Source organism: Pedobacter cryoconitis (assembly GCF_014200595.1).
GTDB classification, from domain to species: domain Bacteria; phylum Bacteroidota; class Bacteroidia; order Sphingobacteriales; family Sphingobacteriaceae; genus Pedobacter; species Pedobacter cryoconitis_C.
Genome location: NZ_JACHCG010000007.1, coordinates 70,356 through 91,490 on the forward strand (window position 1 = coordinate 70,356; position 21,135 = coordinate 91,490).

The 21,135-nt window shown below is 38.9% G+C and carries 16 protein-coding genes; 7 read left to right on the plus strand and 9 right to left on the minus strand.

The annotated features are described in order from the left end of the window. Nucleotides 1-51: 51 nt before the first annotated feature. The 3 genes from HDE70_RS26355 to mnmD form a co-directional block, all read right to left on the minus strand. Complete coding sequence (locus HDE70_RS26355; RefSeq protein ID WP_183892322.1) at nt 52-1,164, minus strand: AI-2E family transporter; 1,113 nt, start codon at nt 1,162-1,164, stop codon at nt 52-54. A gap of 92 nt (nt 1,165-1,256) precedes the next feature. Continuing rightward, complete coding sequence (locus HDE70_RS26360) at nt 1,257-2,213, minus strand: aldo/keto reductase (RefSeq protein WP_183892323.1); 957 nt, start codon at nt 2,211-2,213, stop codon at nt 1,257-1,259. A gap of 98 nt (nt 2,214-2,311) precedes the next feature. Next, on the minus strand, nt 2,312-3,001 hold the full coding sequence (gene mnmD / locus HDE70_RS26365) for a tRNA (5-methylaminomethyl-2-thiouridine)(34)-methyltransferase MnmD (RefSeq protein WP_183892324.1): 690 nt from the start codon (nt 2,999-3,001) through the stop codon (nt 2,312-2,314). A gap of 75 nt (nt 3,002-3,076) precedes the next feature. Between mnmD and HDE70_RS26370 the strand changes: the two genes are divergently transcribed. Further along, entirely contained in the window at nt 3,077-4,093 is a 1,017-nt protein-coding gene (locus HDE70_RS26370) for a hypothetical protein (protein ID WP_221270643.1), read from the plus strand. A 54-nt stretch (nt 4,094-4,147) separates the two neighbouring features. Here HDE70_RS26370 and HDE70_RS26375 read toward each other — a convergent pair whose 3' ends face one another. After that, a complete protein-coding gene (locus tag HDE70_RS26375) occupies nt 4,148-6,187 on the minus strand; it encodes a M13 family metallopeptidase (RefSeq protein ID WP_183867301.1) in 2,040 nt (679 codons plus the stop codon). Between the two features lie 344 nt (nt 6,188-6,531). Between HDE70_RS26375 and HDE70_RS26380 the strand changes: the two genes are divergently transcribed. From HDE70_RS26380 to HDE70_RS26390, 3 genes are read left to right on the plus strand one after another with little or no spacing between them, the layout of a single operon-like run. Then, nucleotides 6,532-8,685: a S9 family peptidase gene (locus HDE70_RS26380; RefSeq protein WP_183892325.1), complete on the plus strand. Its 2,154-nt coding sequence runs from the start codon at nt 6,532-6,534 to the stop codon at nt 8,683-8,685. Between the two features lie 4 nt (nt 8,686-8,689). Continuing rightward, a complete protein-coding gene (locus tag HDE70_RS26385) occupies nt 8,690-9,235 on the plus strand; it encodes a GNAT family N-acetyltransferase (protein WP_183867303.1) in 546 nt (181 codons plus the stop codon). Between the two features lie 51 nt (nt 9,236-9,286). Beyond that, complete coding sequence (locus tag HDE70_RS26390; protein WP_183892326.1) at nt 9,287-11,959, plus strand: valine--tRNA ligase; 2,673 nt, start codon at nt 9,287-9,289, stop codon at nt 11,957-11,959. A gap of 497 nt (nt 11,960-12,456) precedes the next feature. Here the strand turns inward: HDE70_RS26390 and HDE70_RS26395 are convergent, their stop codons facing one another. After that, complete coding sequence (locus HDE70_RS26395) at nt 12,457-12,918, minus strand: type I restriction enzyme HsdR N-terminal domain-containing protein (RefSeq protein ID WP_183867305.1); 462 nt, start codon at nt 12,916-12,918, stop codon at nt 12,457-12,459. 54 nt (nt 12,919-12,972) lie between these two features. Here HDE70_RS26395 and holA point away from each other — a divergent pair, with 54 nt between their 5' ends. Together holA and HDE70_RS26405 are read left to right on the plus strand one after the other, a co-directional pair. Continuing rightward, a complete protein-coding gene (holA, locus tag HDE70_RS26400; protein ID WP_183892327.1) occupies nt 12,973-13,998 on the plus strand; it encodes a DNA polymerase III subunit delta in 1,026 nt (341 codons plus the stop codon). 83 nt (nt 13,999-14,081) lie between these two features. Continuing rightward, complete coding sequence (locus tag HDE70_RS26405) at nt 14,082-14,486, plus strand: EVE domain-containing protein (RefSeq protein ID WP_183867307.1); 405 nt, start codon at nt 14,082-14,084, stop codon at nt 14,484-14,486. Here the strand turns inward: HDE70_RS26405 and HDE70_RS26410 are convergent. Beyond that, on the minus strand, nt 14,483-15,673 hold the full coding sequence (locus HDE70_RS26410; RefSeq protein WP_183867308.1) for a sodium:proton antiporter: 1,191 nt from the start codon (nt 15,671-15,673) through the stop codon (nt 14,483-14,485). The genes HDE70_RS26405 and HDE70_RS26410 overlap by 4 nt on opposite strands. Before the next feature lie 24 nt (nt 15,674-15,697). Further along, on the minus strand, nt 15,698-16,219 hold the full coding sequence (locus tag HDE70_RS26415; protein WP_111635595.1) for an acyl-CoA thioesterase: 522 nt from the start codon (nt 16,217-16,219) through the stop codon (nt 15,698-15,700). Nucleotides 16,220-16,295: 76 nt separating this feature from the next. Between HDE70_RS26415 and amyA the strand changes: the two genes are divergently transcribed. Next, nucleotides 16,296-17,786 (plus strand): alpha-amylase, encoded by a 1,491-nt coding sequence (amyA, locus tag HDE70_RS26420; protein ID WP_183867309.1) that lies wholly within the window; start codon nt 16,296-16,298, stop codon nt 17,784-17,786. Nucleotides 17,787-17,795: 9 nt separating this feature from the next. On the opposite strand, the gene HDE70_RS26425 is transcribed toward amyA, so the two are convergent. Next, the gene (locus tag HDE70_RS26425) at nt 17,796-19,064 is read right to left on the minus strand and encodes a DUF5103 domain-containing protein (RefSeq protein WP_183867310.1); all 1,269 of its coding nucleotides are present in this window, start codon (nt 19,062-19,064) and stop codon (nt 17,796-17,798) included. 7 nt (nt 19,065-19,071) lie between these two features. After that, complete coding sequence (locus HDE70_RS26430) at nt 19,072-20,982, minus strand: ABC-F family ATP-binding cassette domain-containing protein (protein ID WP_183867311.1); 1,911 nt, start codon at nt 20,980-20,982, stop codon at nt 19,072-19,074. Between the last annotated feature and the right edge of the window lie 153 nt (nt 20,983-21,135).

A 21,135-nucleotide genomic window follows, 5' to 3' on the forward strand; every position in this document is an offset into this window, starting at 1 on the left:
CCCATTCTATTTAAAAGAATGGGTTTGTTATTAAAAAATATTGTAATCCTGTTACTCAGGTTCTTCCAGCTTTATTTTCTTGGTTATGCGGTATACCTTTCGTTTTCGTTCTGGTTTTTCCTGCTCACCGAGTAGAATTCCCCATGGCTTTAACTCATCCACACGGTCAAATATGATTTTCAATATAGCCAGGTAAGGGATACATAAGAACATTCCTGAGATTCCCCAGAGCATTTCGCCGACAACGATCCCTATAAAAGCAAATAAAGCATTGATTTTCACTTTCGAGCCTACCACCAGTGGCATCAGAATATTGCCATCCAGTGCATGTATAGCTACATAAGCTATAAGAACGAACAAAACTTTGGCCGCACCAGCAGTTGCAAAAGTAATCAGCACACTGATCAGTAAAGAAGAGAAAATTCCAATATACGGTACCAGGTTAAAAATACCTGTAATCAAACCGAGCAAGACCGCGTACTTTACGCCAAGTAAAGACAAAACTACAATTGTCAATGTCGTCACAATCAGCATCTGAAGAAACAATCCTAAAATATAACGCTTAATAATGTACTGAATTTGCTCCACTATTTGTTTAACCTTTTCGGCATGCTCCTCTTTAAAAACACTGATCAGAAAAGTAAAAAGAATACGGCGGTAGTTTAAAATAAAGAAAGTAAACAATAAAAGAAAAGCAAGGAACAATAACGTTGAAGATAAAGTCATTAAAGTGGCGCCTAAAACAGTTGCACTGGATGCAAGCGCACTGGTGGCACTATCTTTTAAATAATCAATCTGTTTATGCGCGTTGACATTAAAAGTATGAGAGACCCAAACTTGCAATGATTCAAAAGAATGTATGGCTTGTTGCTTTAGTAAAGGCCAGTCCTGCCCTAAATCAGTGAGTTGGCTGGCCAGAAAGAGCATGATGCAGGCAATAACCGCGATCATGATAATGACAGATACAATAGAAGCTAAACTTCTTTTAAACCTCCATTTTTTCTCCAGGAAATTTGCCAGCGGTAATAACAAGAGTGCTAATAAAAAGGAGGCAAGCAGCGGAGCCAGAAGACTATGACCTAAAATGGCCAGATACCCCAAACAGATAATTGAAAATAAAACCAAAGCAAGTTTGGCGTAAAAAGGAGGAGAGATGTTTTTCATGCTTAGGTGAATTTAATAATAAAGTCTGGCTAAAAACAAATGCCCTGCCAAAATAATTAGCAGGGCATGATAAACAGCTTGTTATTAAAATCTTATTCCCACGCACTGGCAGCATCCAATATAGAGATCACTTCCACATCAAGCCGTAATGCTGCAGCTTTGGTCAGGTTCTTTAATTGCGCTAAACTAGTTACACTCGCAATAGGTGAAGTTACCGATGGTCTGGCCATCAGCCAGGCTAAAGCAACGCTTGCCAGAGAAGAATTGTATTGCTCTGAAACTTCATCCAATGCTTTTAAAATCCTGAAACCTCTCGGGTTCATGAACTCCTTGACCGCACTGCCTCTCTGGCTTTTGCCCAGGTCTGTCTCAGAACGATACTTTCCTGTCAGAAAACCACTGGCCAGTGAATAATAATTGATTACACCAACCTGGTTGTCCAGACAAATCTGTTCCAGCTCTTTTTCAAATCCTTCTCTTTTATATAAATTGTATTCTGGCTGGAAAGTCTGATATTTTGGCAAGCTTAAACGCGCACTAGTCTCCAAAGACTCCTTAAATCTTTCAGTACTAAAATTTGATGCCCCGATCCACCGTACTTTTCCTGCTCTGATCAATTGATCATAAGCCTCAAGTGTTTCCTGTACCGGTGTCTCCGGATCATCATAATGTGATTGATAAAGATCGATATAATCAGTTTTTAATCTAAGCAGAGAAGCATCAACAGCTTCCAGTATATATTTTTTTGAAAGGCATTTTTTTCCGTTTAACTCCATATTACTACCTACTTTTGTAGCTAATATGATTTGATTGCGGTTATTTCTTGCCTTCATCCAGTTCCCGATAATAGTTTCAGACTCACCGCCCTTATTTTCTGGCACCCATCTGGAATATACATCAGCAGTATCAATAAAGTTGAACCCTGCTTCTATAAATCCATCGAGAACTTCAAAAGATTTTTTCTCGTCTAATGTCCATCCAAAAACATTTCCCCCAAACGTTACTGGCGAAACCAGTAAATCTGTATTACCCAATTTTCTTTTATCCATTGTAAATATTTGTTTTTCTTAGTAAGTTGTCTTATCCAAGGTAGCCCTTAAAACAAATCTAAATGGCAAAAGTTCAAGTTTAGTCCGTAATTTGTAAATTAAACCACCGCTTGATCAGCAGGTACTTTAGTTGCACGTAACATTTCACGTTTTCCTGGTGCACCAGGGAGTTTTTCAACCTTCATACCGCAGCTTTTTAAAGCACGTTTTAGTTTTCCGGTAATGGCATAGGTCACAAATATCCCGTTAGGTTTCAGGAAAGAGCAAACATGGCAGATGATCTCATCAGACCACATTTCCGGTTGATGCTGTACCGAGAAAGCATCAAAATATACCAGGTCAAATAGCTTCTCAGCCTTAAAAGCATCCAGCGTAGTATGGGCGATAGTTAGCTCCTGATTCGTATTTAAAGCAGTTGCCGCACATAATGCATTGGCATAAACATTCATCAGGCTATTCCATATTGGCGCAGGTACATATTGATTATATTGCGTAGAGATCAATTCTTCCTTACTTAGCGGATAAGCCTCAATCCCTGTATAATTCAGGGAAAGCCCATGTTCATCTGCATAAGCAGAAGTAAGCAGAAAATTCAGGCCCGTACCAAAACCAATTTCCAGGATAGCTATAGGCTGATCAGGAAAAGTTATTTCGGCTTGTTTGAGGCCGGCATCGATAAATACATGCTTACTTTCCTGTAGTGCGCCATGTTTAGAATGGTAGTGTTCCCCTATGGTTTCGTTATATAAAGTGTTAGAGCCGTCTGCGGTTTGTGTGATGATATTCATTTCTACAAATTTACCACATAAATTCTAAACAAGCTTTGTAGATTAGCGCCAAATTATTAAGATTAAAATACAATTATGAATAAAAAAATCTACCTGATCATTATTGTCTCAATATTTTCAAGTACTATAGCATTCGCACAGGGAAGCCTTGATATCCATTTTAATGGAATGGGTTTTATGGATAACAGGGAGTATAAAGATTACATTTCCAGATCTAATACTTATTCAGGTACCAGGCTTGCCCTTGACCTTGGTTTAAACCTGGACAGCAACAACCACTTCATTGTAGGGGTAAACGGATTACATGAATTCGGTTCCAGCCGGTTTATGAAGGTAGACCCGGTTGCTTATTACAACTATACCAACAAAAACTGGAATTTTAATATTGGTGCATTTTCGAGAGAGGGACTGCTCAGCGACTATCCCCGTGCCTTATTAAATGATACTTTGCGTTATTATCGCCCAAATGTACAGGGGATGTTATTGAAATATCAGAATGAACATTTTACAGAAACGGTATGGATTGATTGGCTGAGTAAACAATCACCAACCGACAGAGAGCAGTTCTTAGTGGGATTATCAGGTAAATACCGTCCGGTAACTACGGGGCCTTTTTATATCACTCATTATTTTCAGCTGATGCACAATGCGTACACCTCCAATGAACAAGCAGGTGACCATATAGAAGATAATGGCGGTTTACAAGTGAAACTGGGATTGGATTTTAGTCACAAGACCATATTGGATTCTCTGACTATTGAAGCAGGAGCCCTGATGTCTATTGAAAGAATCAGGAATGTCACAGACCTGAATACACCAAAAGGATTCGTGGCGAGCGCTTACCTGGGTTACAAACGTTTTGCCTTATATGATGAGTTTTACAAAGGCCAGGGCTCACATATCAATTATGGAGATGGTTTTTATCAGAATAAAACATATAACAGACTTGATTTAATGTTTACCCCTCTGATCTTCAAGAATATCAAAGGATCATTCGTCTTTAGCTTACACAATACCCCGGCAAGGATGAGCAGTCAGCAAGCATTCCGGTTAACCTTTGATTTAGGCAGAAAAGTCTTAACCAGGTTTTAAAACAAAAAAGGCCACTGGGAAATAATCACAGTGGCCTTTTTATTGATCAGCAATTTACCAAAGCCGAATTCTGTCTTCTGGTTTTTTGTATAATTTATCACCAGGTTTCACGTCGAACGCTTTGTACCAGGCATCCATATTTACAGGAGCACCAATAGTTCTGAATTCCCCTGGAGAATGCGGATCAGTTTTGATTAACTGTGCAGCATTATCCGGTAAAATATTACCTCTCCATACCTGAGCCCACGAAAGGAAGAAACGCTGATCAGGTGTAAACCCATCAATTTTCTCTTCAGACTGTCCTTGTTTAGTTAATTTAAACGCAGTATAAGCAGCATTTAAGCCTCCTAAATCACCAATATTTTCACCCATGGTCAGTTTACCATTCACATGAATAGTATCCAGTACCGCGTATGAATCATATTGTTCGCCCAAAGCTTTTGTTTTAGCTTCAAATTTTGTACGATCTTCATCTGTCCACCAATTTCGCAGATTACCATCTTTATCATATTGGCTGCCACTATCATCAAAACCATGTGACATCTCATGACCGATTACTGCACCAATACCACCATAGTTGATCGCATCATCAGCATTAGCTGCAAAGAAAGGGAATTGTAAAATCCCTGCCGGGAATACAATCTCGTTCATTGTTGGACTATAATAAGCATTTACCGTTGGTGGGGTCATGCCAAAACGTTTACGGTCAACAGGTTTTCCTAATTGTGAAACCATATCATTATATCCCCATGTACCTACATTTCTAAGGTTCTGGAAATAAGTTTTCCGGTCAATATTTAATCCATCATATGTTTTCCATTGATCAGGATAGCCAATTTTAGGGACAAAAGCATTTAGCTTAGCCAGCGCTTTTTCCTTAGTCACATCGCTCATCCATTCTAACCCTTTAATTCTGATCTCAAATGCAGTGCGCAAATTTTTGATCATCTCGGTCATGCGTGCCTTAGCTTCAGGTTTAAAGTATTTAGCGACATAAAGTTGTCCTAATAACTCACCGATAGATCCGTCAGTTTTAGAAGACATGGTCTGCCATCTTGGAGTCTGTACTTTCTGACCTGTTTGTGCCTGATTAAAGGCGAAAGTTGCTTTTACAAAAGGAGAACTTAAATTCGCTGCTGAATTTTTAAGAATATTCCATTCCAGGTAAGTTTTCCAGTCTGAAACAGGTACAGAAGTCAGCATGTCATTCAGGCTCACAAAAAATTTAGGCGCACCTACTAAAACAGTATCCTGTCCTTTAACCAAAAGTTTTGGTAACGTTGCAGCCCAGTTAATATTTGGTGTCGTTTTGCTAAAATCAGCAATTGTAAATTTATTATAAGTCTTATAAGGATCACGCATTTCAAGACGTGACATTTGAGCTTCAGCAAGCTTTTTCTCAATAGCCAGTACTGTATTTGCTTTTTGTTTCGCATCCGTTGCAGAACTGCCTGTCAAGGTAAATAAGGTAGTCATGTAATTCAGATAAGCCTCACGGATTTTTAAGGTTCTGCTGTCATCTTTTAAATAATAATCACGGTCAGGCAAAGTTGTTCCGCCCTGACCAAGTTGTGCTACATACTTATTTACATTTTTCCTGTCCTGACCTACATAGAAACTATACATCGGAGCTCCGATACCAGAAGTGCGCATAGTGATAACTTCATCCAGTATACCTTGTATATCTTTAAGCTTGTTAATTCTGGCAAGGTCAGCTTTAATAGGTGTATAGCCTAATTTTTCAATAGTAAGGCTATCCATTGCAGCTGCATAAAAATCACCTACACGTCTTTTTACGGATCCAGCTGGTGCAGAACGATCTGCTGCGGCATCTTCAACAATGCCTTTCACTGCATTAATATTAAAATCTCTTAATTCATTGAAACTTCCCCAGCGTGTTTCCTTGGCAGGGACAGGATTGTTTTTAATCCACGTACCGCTGGCATATTCGTAAAAATCATCTCCGGGTTTTACCGTAAGATCCATATTTGCAGGATCAATAAACTTTGTAGGAACTTTTTGTGCATAAGAAGAGTAGCTTGCAGCTAATATTCCTAAGACCGCAAAATAGTTTTTGAGGTGTTTAGTGTTCATCAGTATTGATTAGTAAGTCAGTTAGTCCGCTCAAAATAACAAATGAGATTAATAAAAGCTTATTCTAATGAAAATATTACTGAGTAGCCGGATATTTGCCGCTATTTATTGAACCAATAATACAGTTTGGTCAGGCCGAGTTTCTTAATGATTAATCCCGGAAGAAGGAATACTTTGATCGTTTTCATAAAATATAACCAGATGAATTAATTACACTATTAACATAATTTAACATTTATTATTGTGCAGATCTGAAATAATAGCTTATTGATACATTTTCCAAATCGGGTAAAATTCATCCCGCTAAGCCATAATTGCTATATTTGGCCATCAAATTTAAATCAATGAAGAAACTAGTTTTATTCGCCGTATTGCTTTCTGCCTCCGTAATTGTAAACGGTCAGCAGAAAAATCTGAGCATGACAGATGCCATGTTCAATTCACGTACGACGCTTGCCCCTCAAAAATTAAAGAATCTGCAATTCCTCTACGGAAAAGAAGATTATGTATATAGTAAAACTGTAAATGGTGAAACAGCCTGGTTTACAGGAAATGCGGCAGGTAAAGAAGAAAAGCTATTGCTGAACTTAACGCAACTGAATCAAAAGCTGCGTTCTGCGAAGTTGAATACCTTGAAAACAATGCCTGATATTACTTTTAATCAGGGAGCAGACTGGATTATTCCTGTGAATGGAGCATCCTTAGCTTATAATCCGGTGAAAAACAGTTTCACCACTTTGATGGACAGTAAACTGGCTGGTCAGAATAAAGCAGAAAGAAGCGCTGCCGGATATACCGCTTACCTGGATCATTACAATTTATTTGTGAATGATGGTCAAACGGCAAAACAAGTAACCACCGATGGAACAAGCGATATCGTTTATGCTTCATCAGTACACCGTGACGAATTTGGCATTTCAAAAGGGACCTTCTGGAGTAATCAGGGTAGACAGCTGGCTTTTTACCGGATGGATCAAAGTATGGTTTCAGATTATCCAATCATTGACTGGACCACCCGCCCGGCAAAAAACATCAATATTAAATACCCAATGGCTGGAGATAAAATCCATGAAGTAACTGTAGGTATTTATAATGCAGCGACCCAAGCCGTTGTTTATCTTCAAACAGGAAAGCCGGCAGAACAATATCTGACTAATATCGCCTGGAGCCCGGACGACAAATTTGTTTATATCGCTGTTTTAAACCGCGGACAAAATCATATGGAATTCAAACAGTTTGATGCGCAGACTGGTCAATATGTAAAAACGCTGTTCGAAGAGCGGGATGAGAAATATGTAGAACCACTTGTTCCCGCGTTATTTCTGAAAAATGATCCTCAGCAGTTTATCTGGCAAAGTAACCGTGATGGATGGAATCAATTGTATTTATACAATACCAACGGTAAACTACTTAAACAACTCACTAAAGGGAACTGGGAAGTTACTGAAGTCAAAGGCTTCGATGCAGCCGGTGAAAATTTATTTTATGTATCTACAGCAGAATCTCCGATTACCAGGAACTTATATGTAGTGAACATCAAATCTGGCCAGTCGAAAAGAATTACCTCAGGTTTTGCAGTGCATAAAACAGAAATCAGTACTTCAGGAAATACGGTACTTGATAATTTCAGTTCTACAAAAAATCCAGGTACTGTTGAACTGCTGGACGTTAAAAAAGGAGCTAAAAAACAGCTCTTTCAATCGGCAGATCCATTGAAAGATTATGCTTTGGGTGCGTCTTCTATTTTTACGATCAAAGGGAAAAAAGGCGATCCTATCTATTGTAATTTATTCAAGCCTGTTGGGTTGGACAGCACAAAAAAACATCCCGTTGTAGTTTATTGGTATGGCGGTTCGCATGCACAATTAATTCTTGACCAGTGGAATGGAGGAGGAAGTAATTACTGGTTCCAATACCTTGCAGAGCAGGGATTTGTAGTCATGGTGATTGATACCAGGGGAAGTGATAACCGTGGAAAAGCGTTTGAACAGGCTATGTTTAGAAAAGTAGGTGATGTACAGATGGAAGATATGATGTCTGCTGTAGATTATCTGAAAGGATTGTCTTATACCGATGAAAAAAATATGGGCTTGTTTGGCTGGAGCTTTGGTGGATTTAATACAGTAGATTTTATGGTGAACCACCCTGGTGTTTTCAAAGCAGCAGTAGCTGGCGGGGCCGTAACAAACTGGAATTTCTATGAAGCGATGTATACAGAACGTTATATGGATACACCTAAGGAAAACCCTGAAGGTTATGCAGCAACTGATCTGACTAACCAAATTCAAAAACTAAAAGGTAAATTATTGCTTATTCATGGATTACAGGATAACGTTGTGGTGCAGCAGCATACTGTCGATCTGGTAAAAAAGGCAGTAGATAGCAATGTACAACTGGATTATATGATTTATCCGGGACACGAGCACAATGTATTGGGTAAAGACAGAACGCATCTTTATCAGAAAGTAACAGATTATTTTATGCAAAATCTTAAATAAGAGCATGGTAGTATTGAAATTTTTTACGGAAAGACTAAAACTAAGATTAGTGGAAATGGCTGATCTTGAATCGATTCATGTATTGCACCATTTGGCTGAAACAGATCAGTATAATACTTTGGGTATTCCTAAAGATCTGGAAGAGACTAATATCATTGTAGATGGCTGGATTAATGACCATCAGAAAAAAACGATTAAGAATTACACATTTGCTGTGGAATTTGAGAAAGGTGGTTTTGTTGGGCTGGTATCTCTTAAGCTGTCCTCTTCTAAATTCAACAGTGCAGAAATATGGTATAAGATTAACGTAGATTTCTGGAATCAGGGTTATGCTACAGAAGCAATCAGGGCAGTGATCAGGTTTGGATTTGACCGCCTGAAATTACACCGTATTGAAGCTGGCTGCGCAGTAGAAAATTTAGCTTCTATCCGTGTATTGGAAAAAGCAGGGATGACCCAGGAAGGCAGAAAAAGACAAATTTTACCTTTAGTTACCGGCTGGATGGATAGCTTTGAATACGCCATTCTGGACGAAGAGTGGAAAGCTTAAATATTTTCCGCTAAAAACCTTATTTTTGCATTTTAATCAGCAACCCTATAAATGAGCATTTCGACTAAATACGATCCCGCCGAAACCGAAGACAAGTGGTACAGCTACTGGCTGTCAAAAAAGTTCTTTCATTCTGAACCAGATGAACGTGAACCCTATACAATTGTAATTCCTCCGCCAAACGTCACCGGAGTATTACACATGGGCCACATGCTCAACAATACAATTCAGGATGTCATGATTCGCCGCGCACGTATGCAAGGTAAAAATGCATGCTGGGTTCCTGGAACTGACCATGCTTCTATTGCTACTGAAGCTAAGGTAGTTGCCATGCTGAAAGAAAGAGGCATCAGCAAAAAAGATCTGACCAGAGAAGAATTCATGGCCTATGCATGGGAGTGGAAAGAAAAATATGGTGGTATTATCCTGGATCAGCTGAAGAAACTGGGCGCAAGCTGCGACTGGGACCGGACGCGTTTCACGATGGAAGAAGATCTTTCAGAGTCTGTAATCGATTGTTTTATTGAGCTGTACAAAAAAGGGAAAATATACCGCGGTGTTCGTATGGTCAACTGGGATCCGGCTGGTAAAACTGCCGTTTCTGATGAAGAGGTAATCCGTAAGGAAGTGAATCAGAAGTTGTATTATATTAAATATTCTATTGCTCCTGCCACAGGTGCAGATACTGAATTTTTAACGATTGCAACTACGCGTCCTGAAACAATTATGGCTGATGCAGCAATCTGTATCAATCCGAATGATGAGCGTTATGCGCATTTGAAAGGTAAAAAGGTATTTGTTCCTTTAATCAATCGCGAGATTCCGGTTATTGAGGATGAGTATGTAACAATGGATTTTGGTACGGGTTGTTTAAAGGTAACTCCTGCGCATGATCTGAATGATTATGAGCTGGGCGTGAAACATAAACTTCCGGTAATCGATATCTTAAATGATGATGGTACTTTAAATGAGCTTGCTGTTATTCTGGTAGGTGAAGACCGTTTTATTGCCCGTAAAAAAATTGCTGTATTGCTGGATGAGGCTGGTCATCTGGAGAAAGTAGAAGATTATAAGTCACAGGTAGGGTTCTCTGAACGTACTGACGCTGCCATTGAGCCTAAGCTTTCTTTACAATGGTTCTGTAAAATGGACGAAATGGCCAAGCCTGCTTTAGCTGATGTGCTAAATGGTGATGTGAAGCTTATTCCTGAGAAATTTGTGAATACTTACCGTCATTGGATGGAGAACGTAAGGGATTGGAATATCAGCCGCCAGTTATGGTGGGGACAGCGTATTCCTGCCTGGTTTGATGATAAAGGGGATTGGGTTGTTGCCAAAACTAAAGAAGATGCTTTAAATGAATTTTTAAAGCTTAAAGATATTGATGGTAAATTTACTGAGGAAGAAGCGAATGGATTTAAGCACCAGTTGTCTGCTTTTATCAGACAGGACGATGATGTATTAGATACCTGGTTTTCTTCGTGGTTATGGCCGATGTCGGTATTTAACGGATTGAAAGATCCTGGAAATAAGGATATTAATTATTACTATCCTACGAATGATCTGGTTACTGCCCCTGAGATTTTATTCTTCTGGGTAGCGCGTATGATTATGGCAGGTCACGAGTTTATGGGTAAAAAGCCATTTACAAATGTATACCTGACCGGTATTGTACGTGATAAATTGGGTCGTAAAATGTCTAAGTCATTGGGTAACTCTCCTGATCCGATTGGTTTGATTGAGAAGTATGGTGCGGACGGTGTAAGAGTAGGAATGCTGTTATGTTCTCCTGCTGGTAACGATTTGATGTTCGATGAGAGTTACTGTGAGCAAGGAAGGAATTTTGCGAATAAGATCTGGAATGCTTTCCGTTTAGTGAAAGGATGGGAGGTTGATGAGACTTTAGCAAATCCTAATGCGCAGGCTATTTTATGGTTTGAGAATCGTTTCAATGAGGCGTTAGCGGAGATTGAAGATAATTATAAGCAGTACCGTTTGTCGGAGGCATTAATGACAACTTATAAGTTGGTGTGGGATGATTTCTGTGCATGGTATCTGGAAATGGTAAAACCTGTTTATCAGCATCCGATTGATCCGGTTTCTCTGAAAGCAACGATCGGTTTCTTTGAAAAGATTTTAAGTTTATTGCATCCGTTTATGCCGTTTATTACGGAAGAGTTGTGGCATGATGAGATCTTTGGTACCAAAGGGGAGATGGATTGTATTATTGTAGCACCTTATCCTGTTGTGGGGCCTGCTGATTTAGCTTTGTTGAAGGATGTCGAAGTGGTGAAGGGGATTGTTGCTGAGGTACGTAATATCAGAAATACGAAACAGATTTCTCCGAAAGAGGGTTTGCCTTTGAGTGTGAAGGTTAATTCTTCTTTAGCCTATGATAAATGGTTAACTATTATTTCTAAGCTGGCAAATATTACTGAGGTAGATTTTGTGAGTGATAAGGTTGCAGGTGCTGCTGGTTTCATGGTTGGAAATGATGAGTTTTTTGTACAGCTGAATGAAACGATTGATGTGGATGCGGAACGGTTGAGGTTGAATGGAGAACTTGAGTATTTGCAAGGGTTTTTGAAATCGGTTGATGCAAAGCTGAGCAATGAAAGGTTTGTACAGAATGCGAAGCCAGAGATTATTCAGAATGAAAGGAATAAGAAGGCTGATGCGGAAGCTAAAGTGAAGATTATTCAAGAGTCTCTTCTGAGTTTGTAAAATAAAAAAGGGAGGGGCGTTTTCCTTGCTTACGGTGCGAAGAGCATCCGGGGCAAGGAAAACGCCCCTCCCTTTTTTATTTTACTTCCTGCAATTTGAAATGGAACAATTTGTTTGATGTTTAGATTTAAATATATCTGGATGTATTGATGTCTTTGTTGTTAAACTCTTTTGTGCTTGAGTTGGTGATGTATAAAGGTGTATATGTTTTTAGACATATAGATATCTTTATGTTGTTGATATCAGGCTTAGGGAAATTATTCCTTTTTTATTATGGTGAAGCCTGTTTTTATCTAATGTATAGATATCTGTATATATATGTGTCTATGTTTCTTTGATCGTAGATGTCTTTGGTTTTGGATACTTTTGAGTCTATATTTCTGTATATCTATATTTTTAGATGTACAGATTCTTACATATATAGATATCTATAAGTCTTGATTTAAGGTTGTTGCTATTGGGAAACAAGTATATGTATTGCAGTATGAAAAGAATAATTACAGCAAAGAATATTCAGGGAGTTCTTCAATAAATAAAAATTGAGAAGCGGCATGATCGATTTGTGCATAGCAATGCTTCAGGCCATTAGTCACTACAAGCCATTTGGCTTTGTGTACTGAGTTATATCTGGCAGCCTGATCAAATACACCCTGAGAGATTTTAATGGAGGGAGCTTTGCACTCTATCACCATGATTCTTTCTCCACTGGTGTTAAAAATAACAATATCGGTTCTTTTTTGAAGTTGATTCAGGTTTAGTCCGCCTTCAATTTGTATCAAAGACCTTGGGAATTTTTTATCATTTATCAAATAATGGATAAAATGCTGCCTTACCCATTCTTCAGGGGTTAAAACGAGATGTTTCTTCCGCACTTCATCAAAAATAAAGTACTGCTCTTCTTTCTGGGTTATCCGGAAAGGATGCTGCGGTAAGTTCAATGCTGTAGGTGTAAATGCCATTTGTGCAAAAATAACCTTTAAAAATTAGTAATTAGCCGTTACATTTGGATAATTATGACTGCTGCTGATATTATCAAAGACCTCAAAGCTAAAAAATTCAAGCCTGTTTATCTTTTGCATGGTGAAGAACCCTATTATATCGACCAGATTATTCACTATATGGAAGATCACATATTGAATGATATGGAGAAAGGTTTCAACCAGACTGTATTGTACGGTAAAGATACAGATATGGCCACGATTTTAAATGCAGCAAAACGTTATCCGATGATGTCGGACTATCAGCTGATCGTGGTGAAAGAGGCGCAGGATCTGAAGTGGTCTAAAGAGACAGAAGGAAGCAGCAAAGAGGCTGAGTTTATTCAGAATTATTTTGAGAAGCCGCTGGACAGTACCATTCTTGTGCTGGGGTATAAATACGCGAATTTTGATAAACGTAAAAAGATATTCAAATCAATTACTAAAAGCGGAGTTGTCTTTCAGTCTGATCCAGTAAGGGATTACAAACTGGCACAGTGGATTGAGGAACTCGTGAAGGGGATGGGGGCAAAGATCGCCCCGCAGGCATCAGCCCTGATGGCGGAGTATCTGGGTGCTGATTTATCTAAAATATCAAATGAGCTGGAGAAGTTATTGTTGAATATCAGTAAAGAGACTATTATTGATACTGATCTCGTGCAGCGTAACATTGGTATTAGTAAAGAGTATAATGTTTTTGAATTGCAGAAGGCACTGGCTTCACGTAATGTGCTGAAATGTAATCAGATTATTAATTACTTCGCTGATAATCCGAAAGCCAATCCAATGGTGATGGTCATGGCAAATCTAAATAGCTACTTCTCGAAAATCCTGAAATATCATTATTTGCAGAACAAAGGTGACGCAGCCAAAGAACTTGGTGTAAATCCTTATTTTGTAAAGGACTATGAAACTGCGGCCAGAAATTATAACCTCAATAAAACATTTGATATTATCAGTTTGCTCAGAGAGTATGATTTGAAGAGTAAAGGAGTGGACAGTACAGGTAATATTACAGACGGAGAATTATTGAAAGAATTATTGTTTAAGATGATCCATTAGCCTTACAAAGATTAGACAGACTGCTTTTAATTTTGTCTTATTTATTTAACCACATATTCTTTCTCTTTTATTAGTTTTGACTAATGAATTATTTCTTAGTCAAATCAGAACCTTTTAAATATAGCTGGGAACAGTTTAATAAAGACGGAAGAACCTTTTGGGACGGTGTACGTAACTATCAGGCACGCAATAATCTCAAATTGATGAAAGAGGGAGATCTTGTTCTTTTTTATCATAGCAATGAGGGCAAACATGTAGTCGGAGTTGCCAAAGTAGTCAGAGAGTTTTATCAGGACCCAACTACTGATGATGCGAACTGGGTGGTTGTAGATCTTGTGCCTGTAGAAACTTTGAAAAATCCGGTCACTTTAGAGCAGGTCAAAGCTGAAGAGAGCCTGAAGGACATTTCCTTAGTCAGACAAGGCCGTTTGTCAGTGATGGAGTTAAAAGCTACTGAATTCGATAAGATCCTGGAAATGGGCAGCTAGGCAGGGACTTCTGCTTTCACCATTTTTTTACTGGCCAAAAGGCCTATGCTCATCACTAAACTTGACCCTAATACCACAAGGAACAAGAAGGAAGTACCGATCTCCGGCAGTCGTAATGACGGAGGTAGGTTATAATATAATAAAATACTGATCAGTCCGCGGGGAGCAATGACGCTCTCCGTTCCACTGTTCTCTTTTCTGAATAACTTTAAATAAATGATCCTGATCAGGTAAATAGTCATCAGAATGAAGACGCCGTTCATCAGGGTAATCCCATTGTTCAGCTCATAGATATTCATGGTGAAACCAAAGATTACAAAGAAAAAGGTGCGGATAATAAAAGCCGTTTCAGCTGATAATTGATGCAGCTGTTCCAGATCCTTTGATAAATTCTTATAGATAAACATACTTCTGAAATAGAAATGTTCAATTGCATCTGCATTGTTTAAGAACAATCCAAAGGAAAGTACCAGTACCAACGAGGATAAATGATAAGACTGGCCTACGGCATACACAAGGATCAGGATGGAAATAATCAGGAAGAACTTGATATGATGGGAGATTTTCCCCATCAAATACAGCAGTAAGATGCAGGAGATGATGGACAGGATAATAATCAATAGCGTGCTCAGGCCTAATCCTGTGAAAGAAGAAATAGAGATATGTGGATTGGTTACTGCAAAATTGAACAATATAATTCCCAGGATATCTGAAAACGAGGACTCGTAGATAATAAATTCCTTGCTTTTACCGGTCAGCGCAGCGGCAGAAGGAATGGCAATTGCAGAACTGATGACGCTAAAAGGAATCGCATTGGTAAAACAGCGGTAGAAATCCTGCCCGGTAATCTGGTAAATAATAAACGTGATTGCAGAAACCGTTGCAGCCAGAATAAAAAAAGCGGAGAGAAAAGCTCCTCTGATCAGCTTATTCTTTTCCCGCTCATATTTTAATTCCAGTGCTCCTTCAAAAACAATTAAGATCAGGCCTACTGTACCCAGCGTAGGTAGTACTTTTAAAAAATCAAAAGTCTGAATGTGCAGCTGATCCACCAGAACATGCAAACCGATTCCCAGTAGCAAAAGCAGTAAAACCGAAGGTAGCTTTGTTTTGCTCGCTACCAGATCAAAGAGATAAGAAAATATGACCAGTCCGCTCAGAATAATCAATGTAGTGTACGTGGTCATATTATTCGTTTAAATGGCTTCCTGCTATTCGTTGAAGAATAAAGCCTTTAGTTCAATAGCGTCATTCGCTTTCATTTTGCCGGCTAAGATCAAACGTAATTGTCTTCTTCTTAATGCACCTGCATATAATTCAATCTCATCTTCTGTTTCAGGTAACAGTTCAGGAACAGGAATTGTTCTGCCACTCTGATCAACTGCTACAAAAGTATAGTAAGCTTCATTGGATTTAACACGGGTTCCTGAAGGAATGTTTTCGGCCCACACATCCATACGCACTTCTACAGAAGTATGAAAAGCACGGGTTACTTTCGCTTCAATCGTAATTACATCACCTAATTTAATAGGCTGTTTGAACGATACATTATCTACTGAAGCAGTAACGACAATCCGGTTACAGTGTTTTTGTGCTGAAATCGCAGCAGCGATATCCATCCAGTGCAGTAACCTGCCACCCATTAAATTGTTTAGCGTATTGGTGTCATTGGGTAGAACCAATTCGTTCATAATTGTGAACGAATTTTTAGGATTTTTTACTATTGTGCTCATATTACTGCAAAAGTAAACAAAATGTGAGACTTCATGTTATGCTATTGTTTCCACCTAATTAATAAGCAGTTTATATATGAGTAACCAAACGCTGATCCAGTATTTTCACTGGTACTATGACGAAGAACAAAAATTATGGCAAAAAGCTACAGAACAAGCTCCTGCGTTAAAAGAAATCGGGATTACCGGCGTTTGGTTCCCGCCATCCTATAAATCTACAGAAGGTGCAGATTCTGTGGGTTATGATTGTTACGACCTTTTCGACTTAGGAGAATTTGATCAGAAAAACAGCGTGCCGACTAAGTATGGAACGAAAGATGAATATCTGCAAGCCATTAATGCTTTACATGAACAGCAGCTTATGGTACTCGCAGATGTAGTCTTTAACCATAAAGCAGGGGCCGATGAGCTGGAAAAAATACCTGTACGCAGAGTTGCTGAAGATAACAGAGAAGAATATACTTCAGATGTTTTTGAAATTGAGGCCTGGACAAAGTTCACTTTCCCCGGTAGAAAAGGGAAATATTCTGAGTTTATCTGGGATAAAAGCTGTTTCAGCGGAATCGACTGGGCTGAGAATTTACAGGAAACTTCTATATTCTCTATACAAAATGAGTATGGAGAAGGTTGGGAAGACGTACCTTCTGATGAATTGGGTAACTATGATTACCTGATGTTTAATGATATTGAATTCAGGAATAAGGCTGTTCGTGAAGAGTTGAAGCGTTGGGGAGAATGGTATTATGAAACCACAGGGGTAGATGGGTTCCGTTTAGATGCTGTTAAACACATAGCGACAGATTATCTGAAGGAGTGGCTTGATCACATGAATGCAAAGTTTGATAAGCAATTCTTTATTATAGCTGAAAACTGGGTAGTGGACGATGTGATGAAATTGAGGAGTTATATTGACCTGACTGAAGGTAGAATGCAATTGTTTGATTCGATGTTACATCTTAACTTCCATACCGCAGCTGATGCCGGCGATACTTATGATCTGAGTAAAATATTTGAAAATACGCTGGTAGAATCTCATCCGCAACTGTCGATTACATTTGTCGATAACCACGATTCACAACCACTACAGGATCTGGAGACCTATGTTGATTTCTGGTTTCGTCCATTGGCTTATGCCTTAATCCTTTTAAGAGAACAGGGGATACCTTGCGTATTTTATACGGATTTATACGGCGCTAAATATACAGATCATGATGATGAAGGGAACGAGGCAGAAGTTGAACTGGTTGCACTGGAAAGCCTTCCTTTAATGACTAAGCTGCGCAGGGATCTGGCTTATGGTTTTCAACGTGATTACCTGGATCATCCTAACTGTATCGGATGGACAAGAGAGGGAATACCAGAACTTGAAAATTCGGGTATTGCAGTAGTATTAAGCAATGGAGAACAAGGGACTAAGAAAATGGAAATGGGGATGGGACATGCCGGCAAAACATTCATCGATGTATTGGGCTATAGAAAAGAAGAAATAACGATTGATGAAAACGGCTGGGCTGAATTCTTTTGTGAAGCCGGAAGTGTTTCTGTCTGGATTACAAAAGGTATTTAAAAACGTATATTATTTTTTCTGCAGATTATTAAACAGGCTGTATCCGATGAGTTCGTCCCATCTGCTGCCTGGTCTGCGGAAATATACGAAAGCCTGGTAAGTGTTTTCTGTTTCAAAGAAAGAGCCCTCCAAAACGGTACAGTCTACATTTCCTGTGGTATTATCTTTCCAGACATACTGATAATCATATAAACCCTGTTTTAAATACATACTGCCATAATATTTCTTTTTAGCAGCTACATAACTCAGTTTATTCCCTTCAGTAAGCGTGAAATTATTAAACCTGCCAACTACATAAATATCGCCATCTTTACCAGGGGCAGCCGTATTTAAGCTGAATTGAATGTGTCCGTAATCGCTATCAGTATCATTGTCTATGTTATCCTGATTGCGAATAAAAAACGCGCCGTTCTCATCAATTTGCTGAGTGTATTTGGGCGCTGTGCCATTCACATCTGTAAATAAAACTACGTTATTGGTACTATCTGTAAACAGATCCTGTACATGTTCCCCTTTGTAACGCACGCTGCGGAAATCAAATTTCCTGAATTCATTACTGCCCATGAAATTATTTCCGTCCAGATCATTATAAATCAGTGAACCTGGTTTAACATAAGTAGGTTTGGTATTCAATTTTGCAGTTAGCGGATTGCCATTCTGCATCAGCACCAATTTAATATCCTGATAAGGGTTCTGAATTGGATTGGTGTGAAGAATGTTAATGTTTATTTTCTGGTGGCTGAATCTTAAAGCAACATCATTACTGGGAACAACCTCAGACTGAATATTAACCTGCGGGTCAGTGATATAAAAGCGCTGTGACAGTACGGGCCTGTTCACGTCACCATTTTCATAAACTTTTAACAGATAATTACCTGAAATCTTAGGCTTAATCTGATCATTAGGGAAAGTAAGAGAATAATGGGTGAATTTTTGAAGTGTTTTAGAAGAATAAGCATAGTCAATAATGCGGTCTTCATTCATACCGTCCAGGTAATCCAGTACAGATAAATTAGAAGACTTCCAATCATACGTACAATGTTCTACCGTGTACCAGTAGTTTTTACTTCCGCCTCTCAGGTCATCAAAAGAAAAACTCAGTTTTTCTGAAGTTCCTAAAGCCAGGACCGGGATAGATTGCTCTTTTTGTGTATTGTAAAGCTGTACAGTTTTGATTTGCGGAGAATAAACTTGGTTATCGTACGTAAATTTCTGCTGTGCCTGCAAAGTTTGCAGGCTAAACAAACATAAAAAGAGCAATATTCCGGTTCTGATCATTTTTTTATTATTCTAATTCCATGATTTCTGCTGCAAGATTTTCCCACTTACTCTGGGCAGTATCTAACAACTGTTTTGCACTCTGATATTTTTTATTGGCTTCAGCAAGTTTTGCCTGATCTGAGTAAACTGCTTCATCAGCAAGTTCATTTTCAATCGTCTTTACATTCTTTTCTAACTCAACAGTTTCCAGTTCGACTTTCTGTAACTGATCATTTAGTTTTTTCAATTGCTGCTGACTGCTTACTGTAACTGGTTTCGGTTCCGCTTTAGCTTTCACTTCCTTTTCCTGTTTTACAGGGATGCTTTTGGCAACTGGAATTTCTCTTTTACTGTTCCAAACTTCATACTCTGCATAAGTTCCAGGGTATTGTTTGATTTGCTCTTCTTCAATAAACCAGATTTTGTTGGCTACATTATCTAAGAAGTACCTATCATGGGATACCGCAATGAATGTTCCTTCGAACTGTTTCAAGGCCTGGATCAGGATATTTACCGATTGTATGTCCAGGTGATTCGTTGGCTCATCCAGAATCAGGAAGTTAGAATCTGTCGTTAATGATTTCGCTAAAGCAACCCTTGATTTCTCACCTCCGGAAAGGACTTTAATTTTCTTAAACACATCATCTCCTGTAAAAAGGAAACAACCCAGAATAGAACGGAGTTCAGTATCTGTATGTTTAGGAGCGAAAGCCTGTAACTCTTCCAGAATCGTGTTACCCAGGTGTAAAGACTCCAGCTGATGCTGCGCAAAGAAAGTAGTCGTTACATTATGTCCTGTTTCACAAGATCCTTCGAAAGCTTCCACGCCAGCAACCATTCTCAATAAGGTAGACTTACCCTTACCGTTGGCACCAATTAAAGCAATTTTATCTCCTTTTTCAATGACAGCTTCTGCATTTTCCAGAATGTCAATGTTAGGGTATCTCTTTGTTGCATTCTCAATGCGGATTACGTGACGGCCAGAAGGCTTGGTAAACTTAAAGCTGAAGTTTACAGTTGGGTTATCATCATCCACGTCATCTACACGTTCCATTTTATCCAGCGCTTTCATGCGGGACTGTGCCATTTTAGCTTTACTCGCTTTAGCTCTGAAACGTTCAATCAGTTTTTCTTCCTGCTTGATTTTAGCCTGCTGATTCTTGAACTCTCCTTTTTGGATTTCTCCACGTAAAGACTTCTCTTCCAGATAGTAGGTATAGTTACCAGCATAGGTCGTTAATTTTCCTTTGCGGGATTCCACTGTACGGTTTACAATTTTATCCAGGAAGTACCTATCGTGAGATACAATTACAATCGCGCCTTCAAATCCAGCCAAGTAAGTCTCTAACCATTTAATGGAAGGTAAATCCATGTGGTTGGTCGGCTCATCCAGTAACAGGATATCGGGAGTCTGTAACAGAATCTTCGCAAGCATTACACGCATTCTCCATCCTCCGGAGAAAGTGTTCAGCGGACGGTGCTGATCGGTTGTGCTGAATCCTAAACCTGCAAGGATCTCATTTGCTTTATATTCAATATTATAACCATCCAATGCTTCAAACTCCTGTTGCTTATCGCTCAGTTTGTTTAATACCTCTTCAGAATAATCTGTTTCTATCTTTTTTAAGAGTTCTTCAATTTCATCATGTATCTGGTTCTGGCGCTCAAAAGCCTCCATGGCCACATGTAAAATGGTATGGTGAGATTCATATGAAAGCAAATCCTGGTTCAAATAGCCTATTTTTAAATCTTTAGACATTGAAATTGACCCGGATGAGGGTGCGTATTCTCCTACTATTATTTTTAAAAGTGTAGATTTTCCAGTTCCATTGGCACCAATAAGGCCAATTCTTTCTCCCGGTTTGATGTGCCAGTTCGCCTCGTCGTATAAAGCCCGGGAACCTATAAGGAATGTTAAGTCGTTTATCGAAATCATGTTGGGTGCAAAAATACAATTTTTAGGCGCATATTGTTTGAACACAGTGCATATAGCAGAGGATTTCTACGTTTTTATTACAAGTTCATGCAAATTTTGTCCCAAAAGATGAATACAGCAATTGTAATCCTATGAAATCGTTCCTATCTTCGC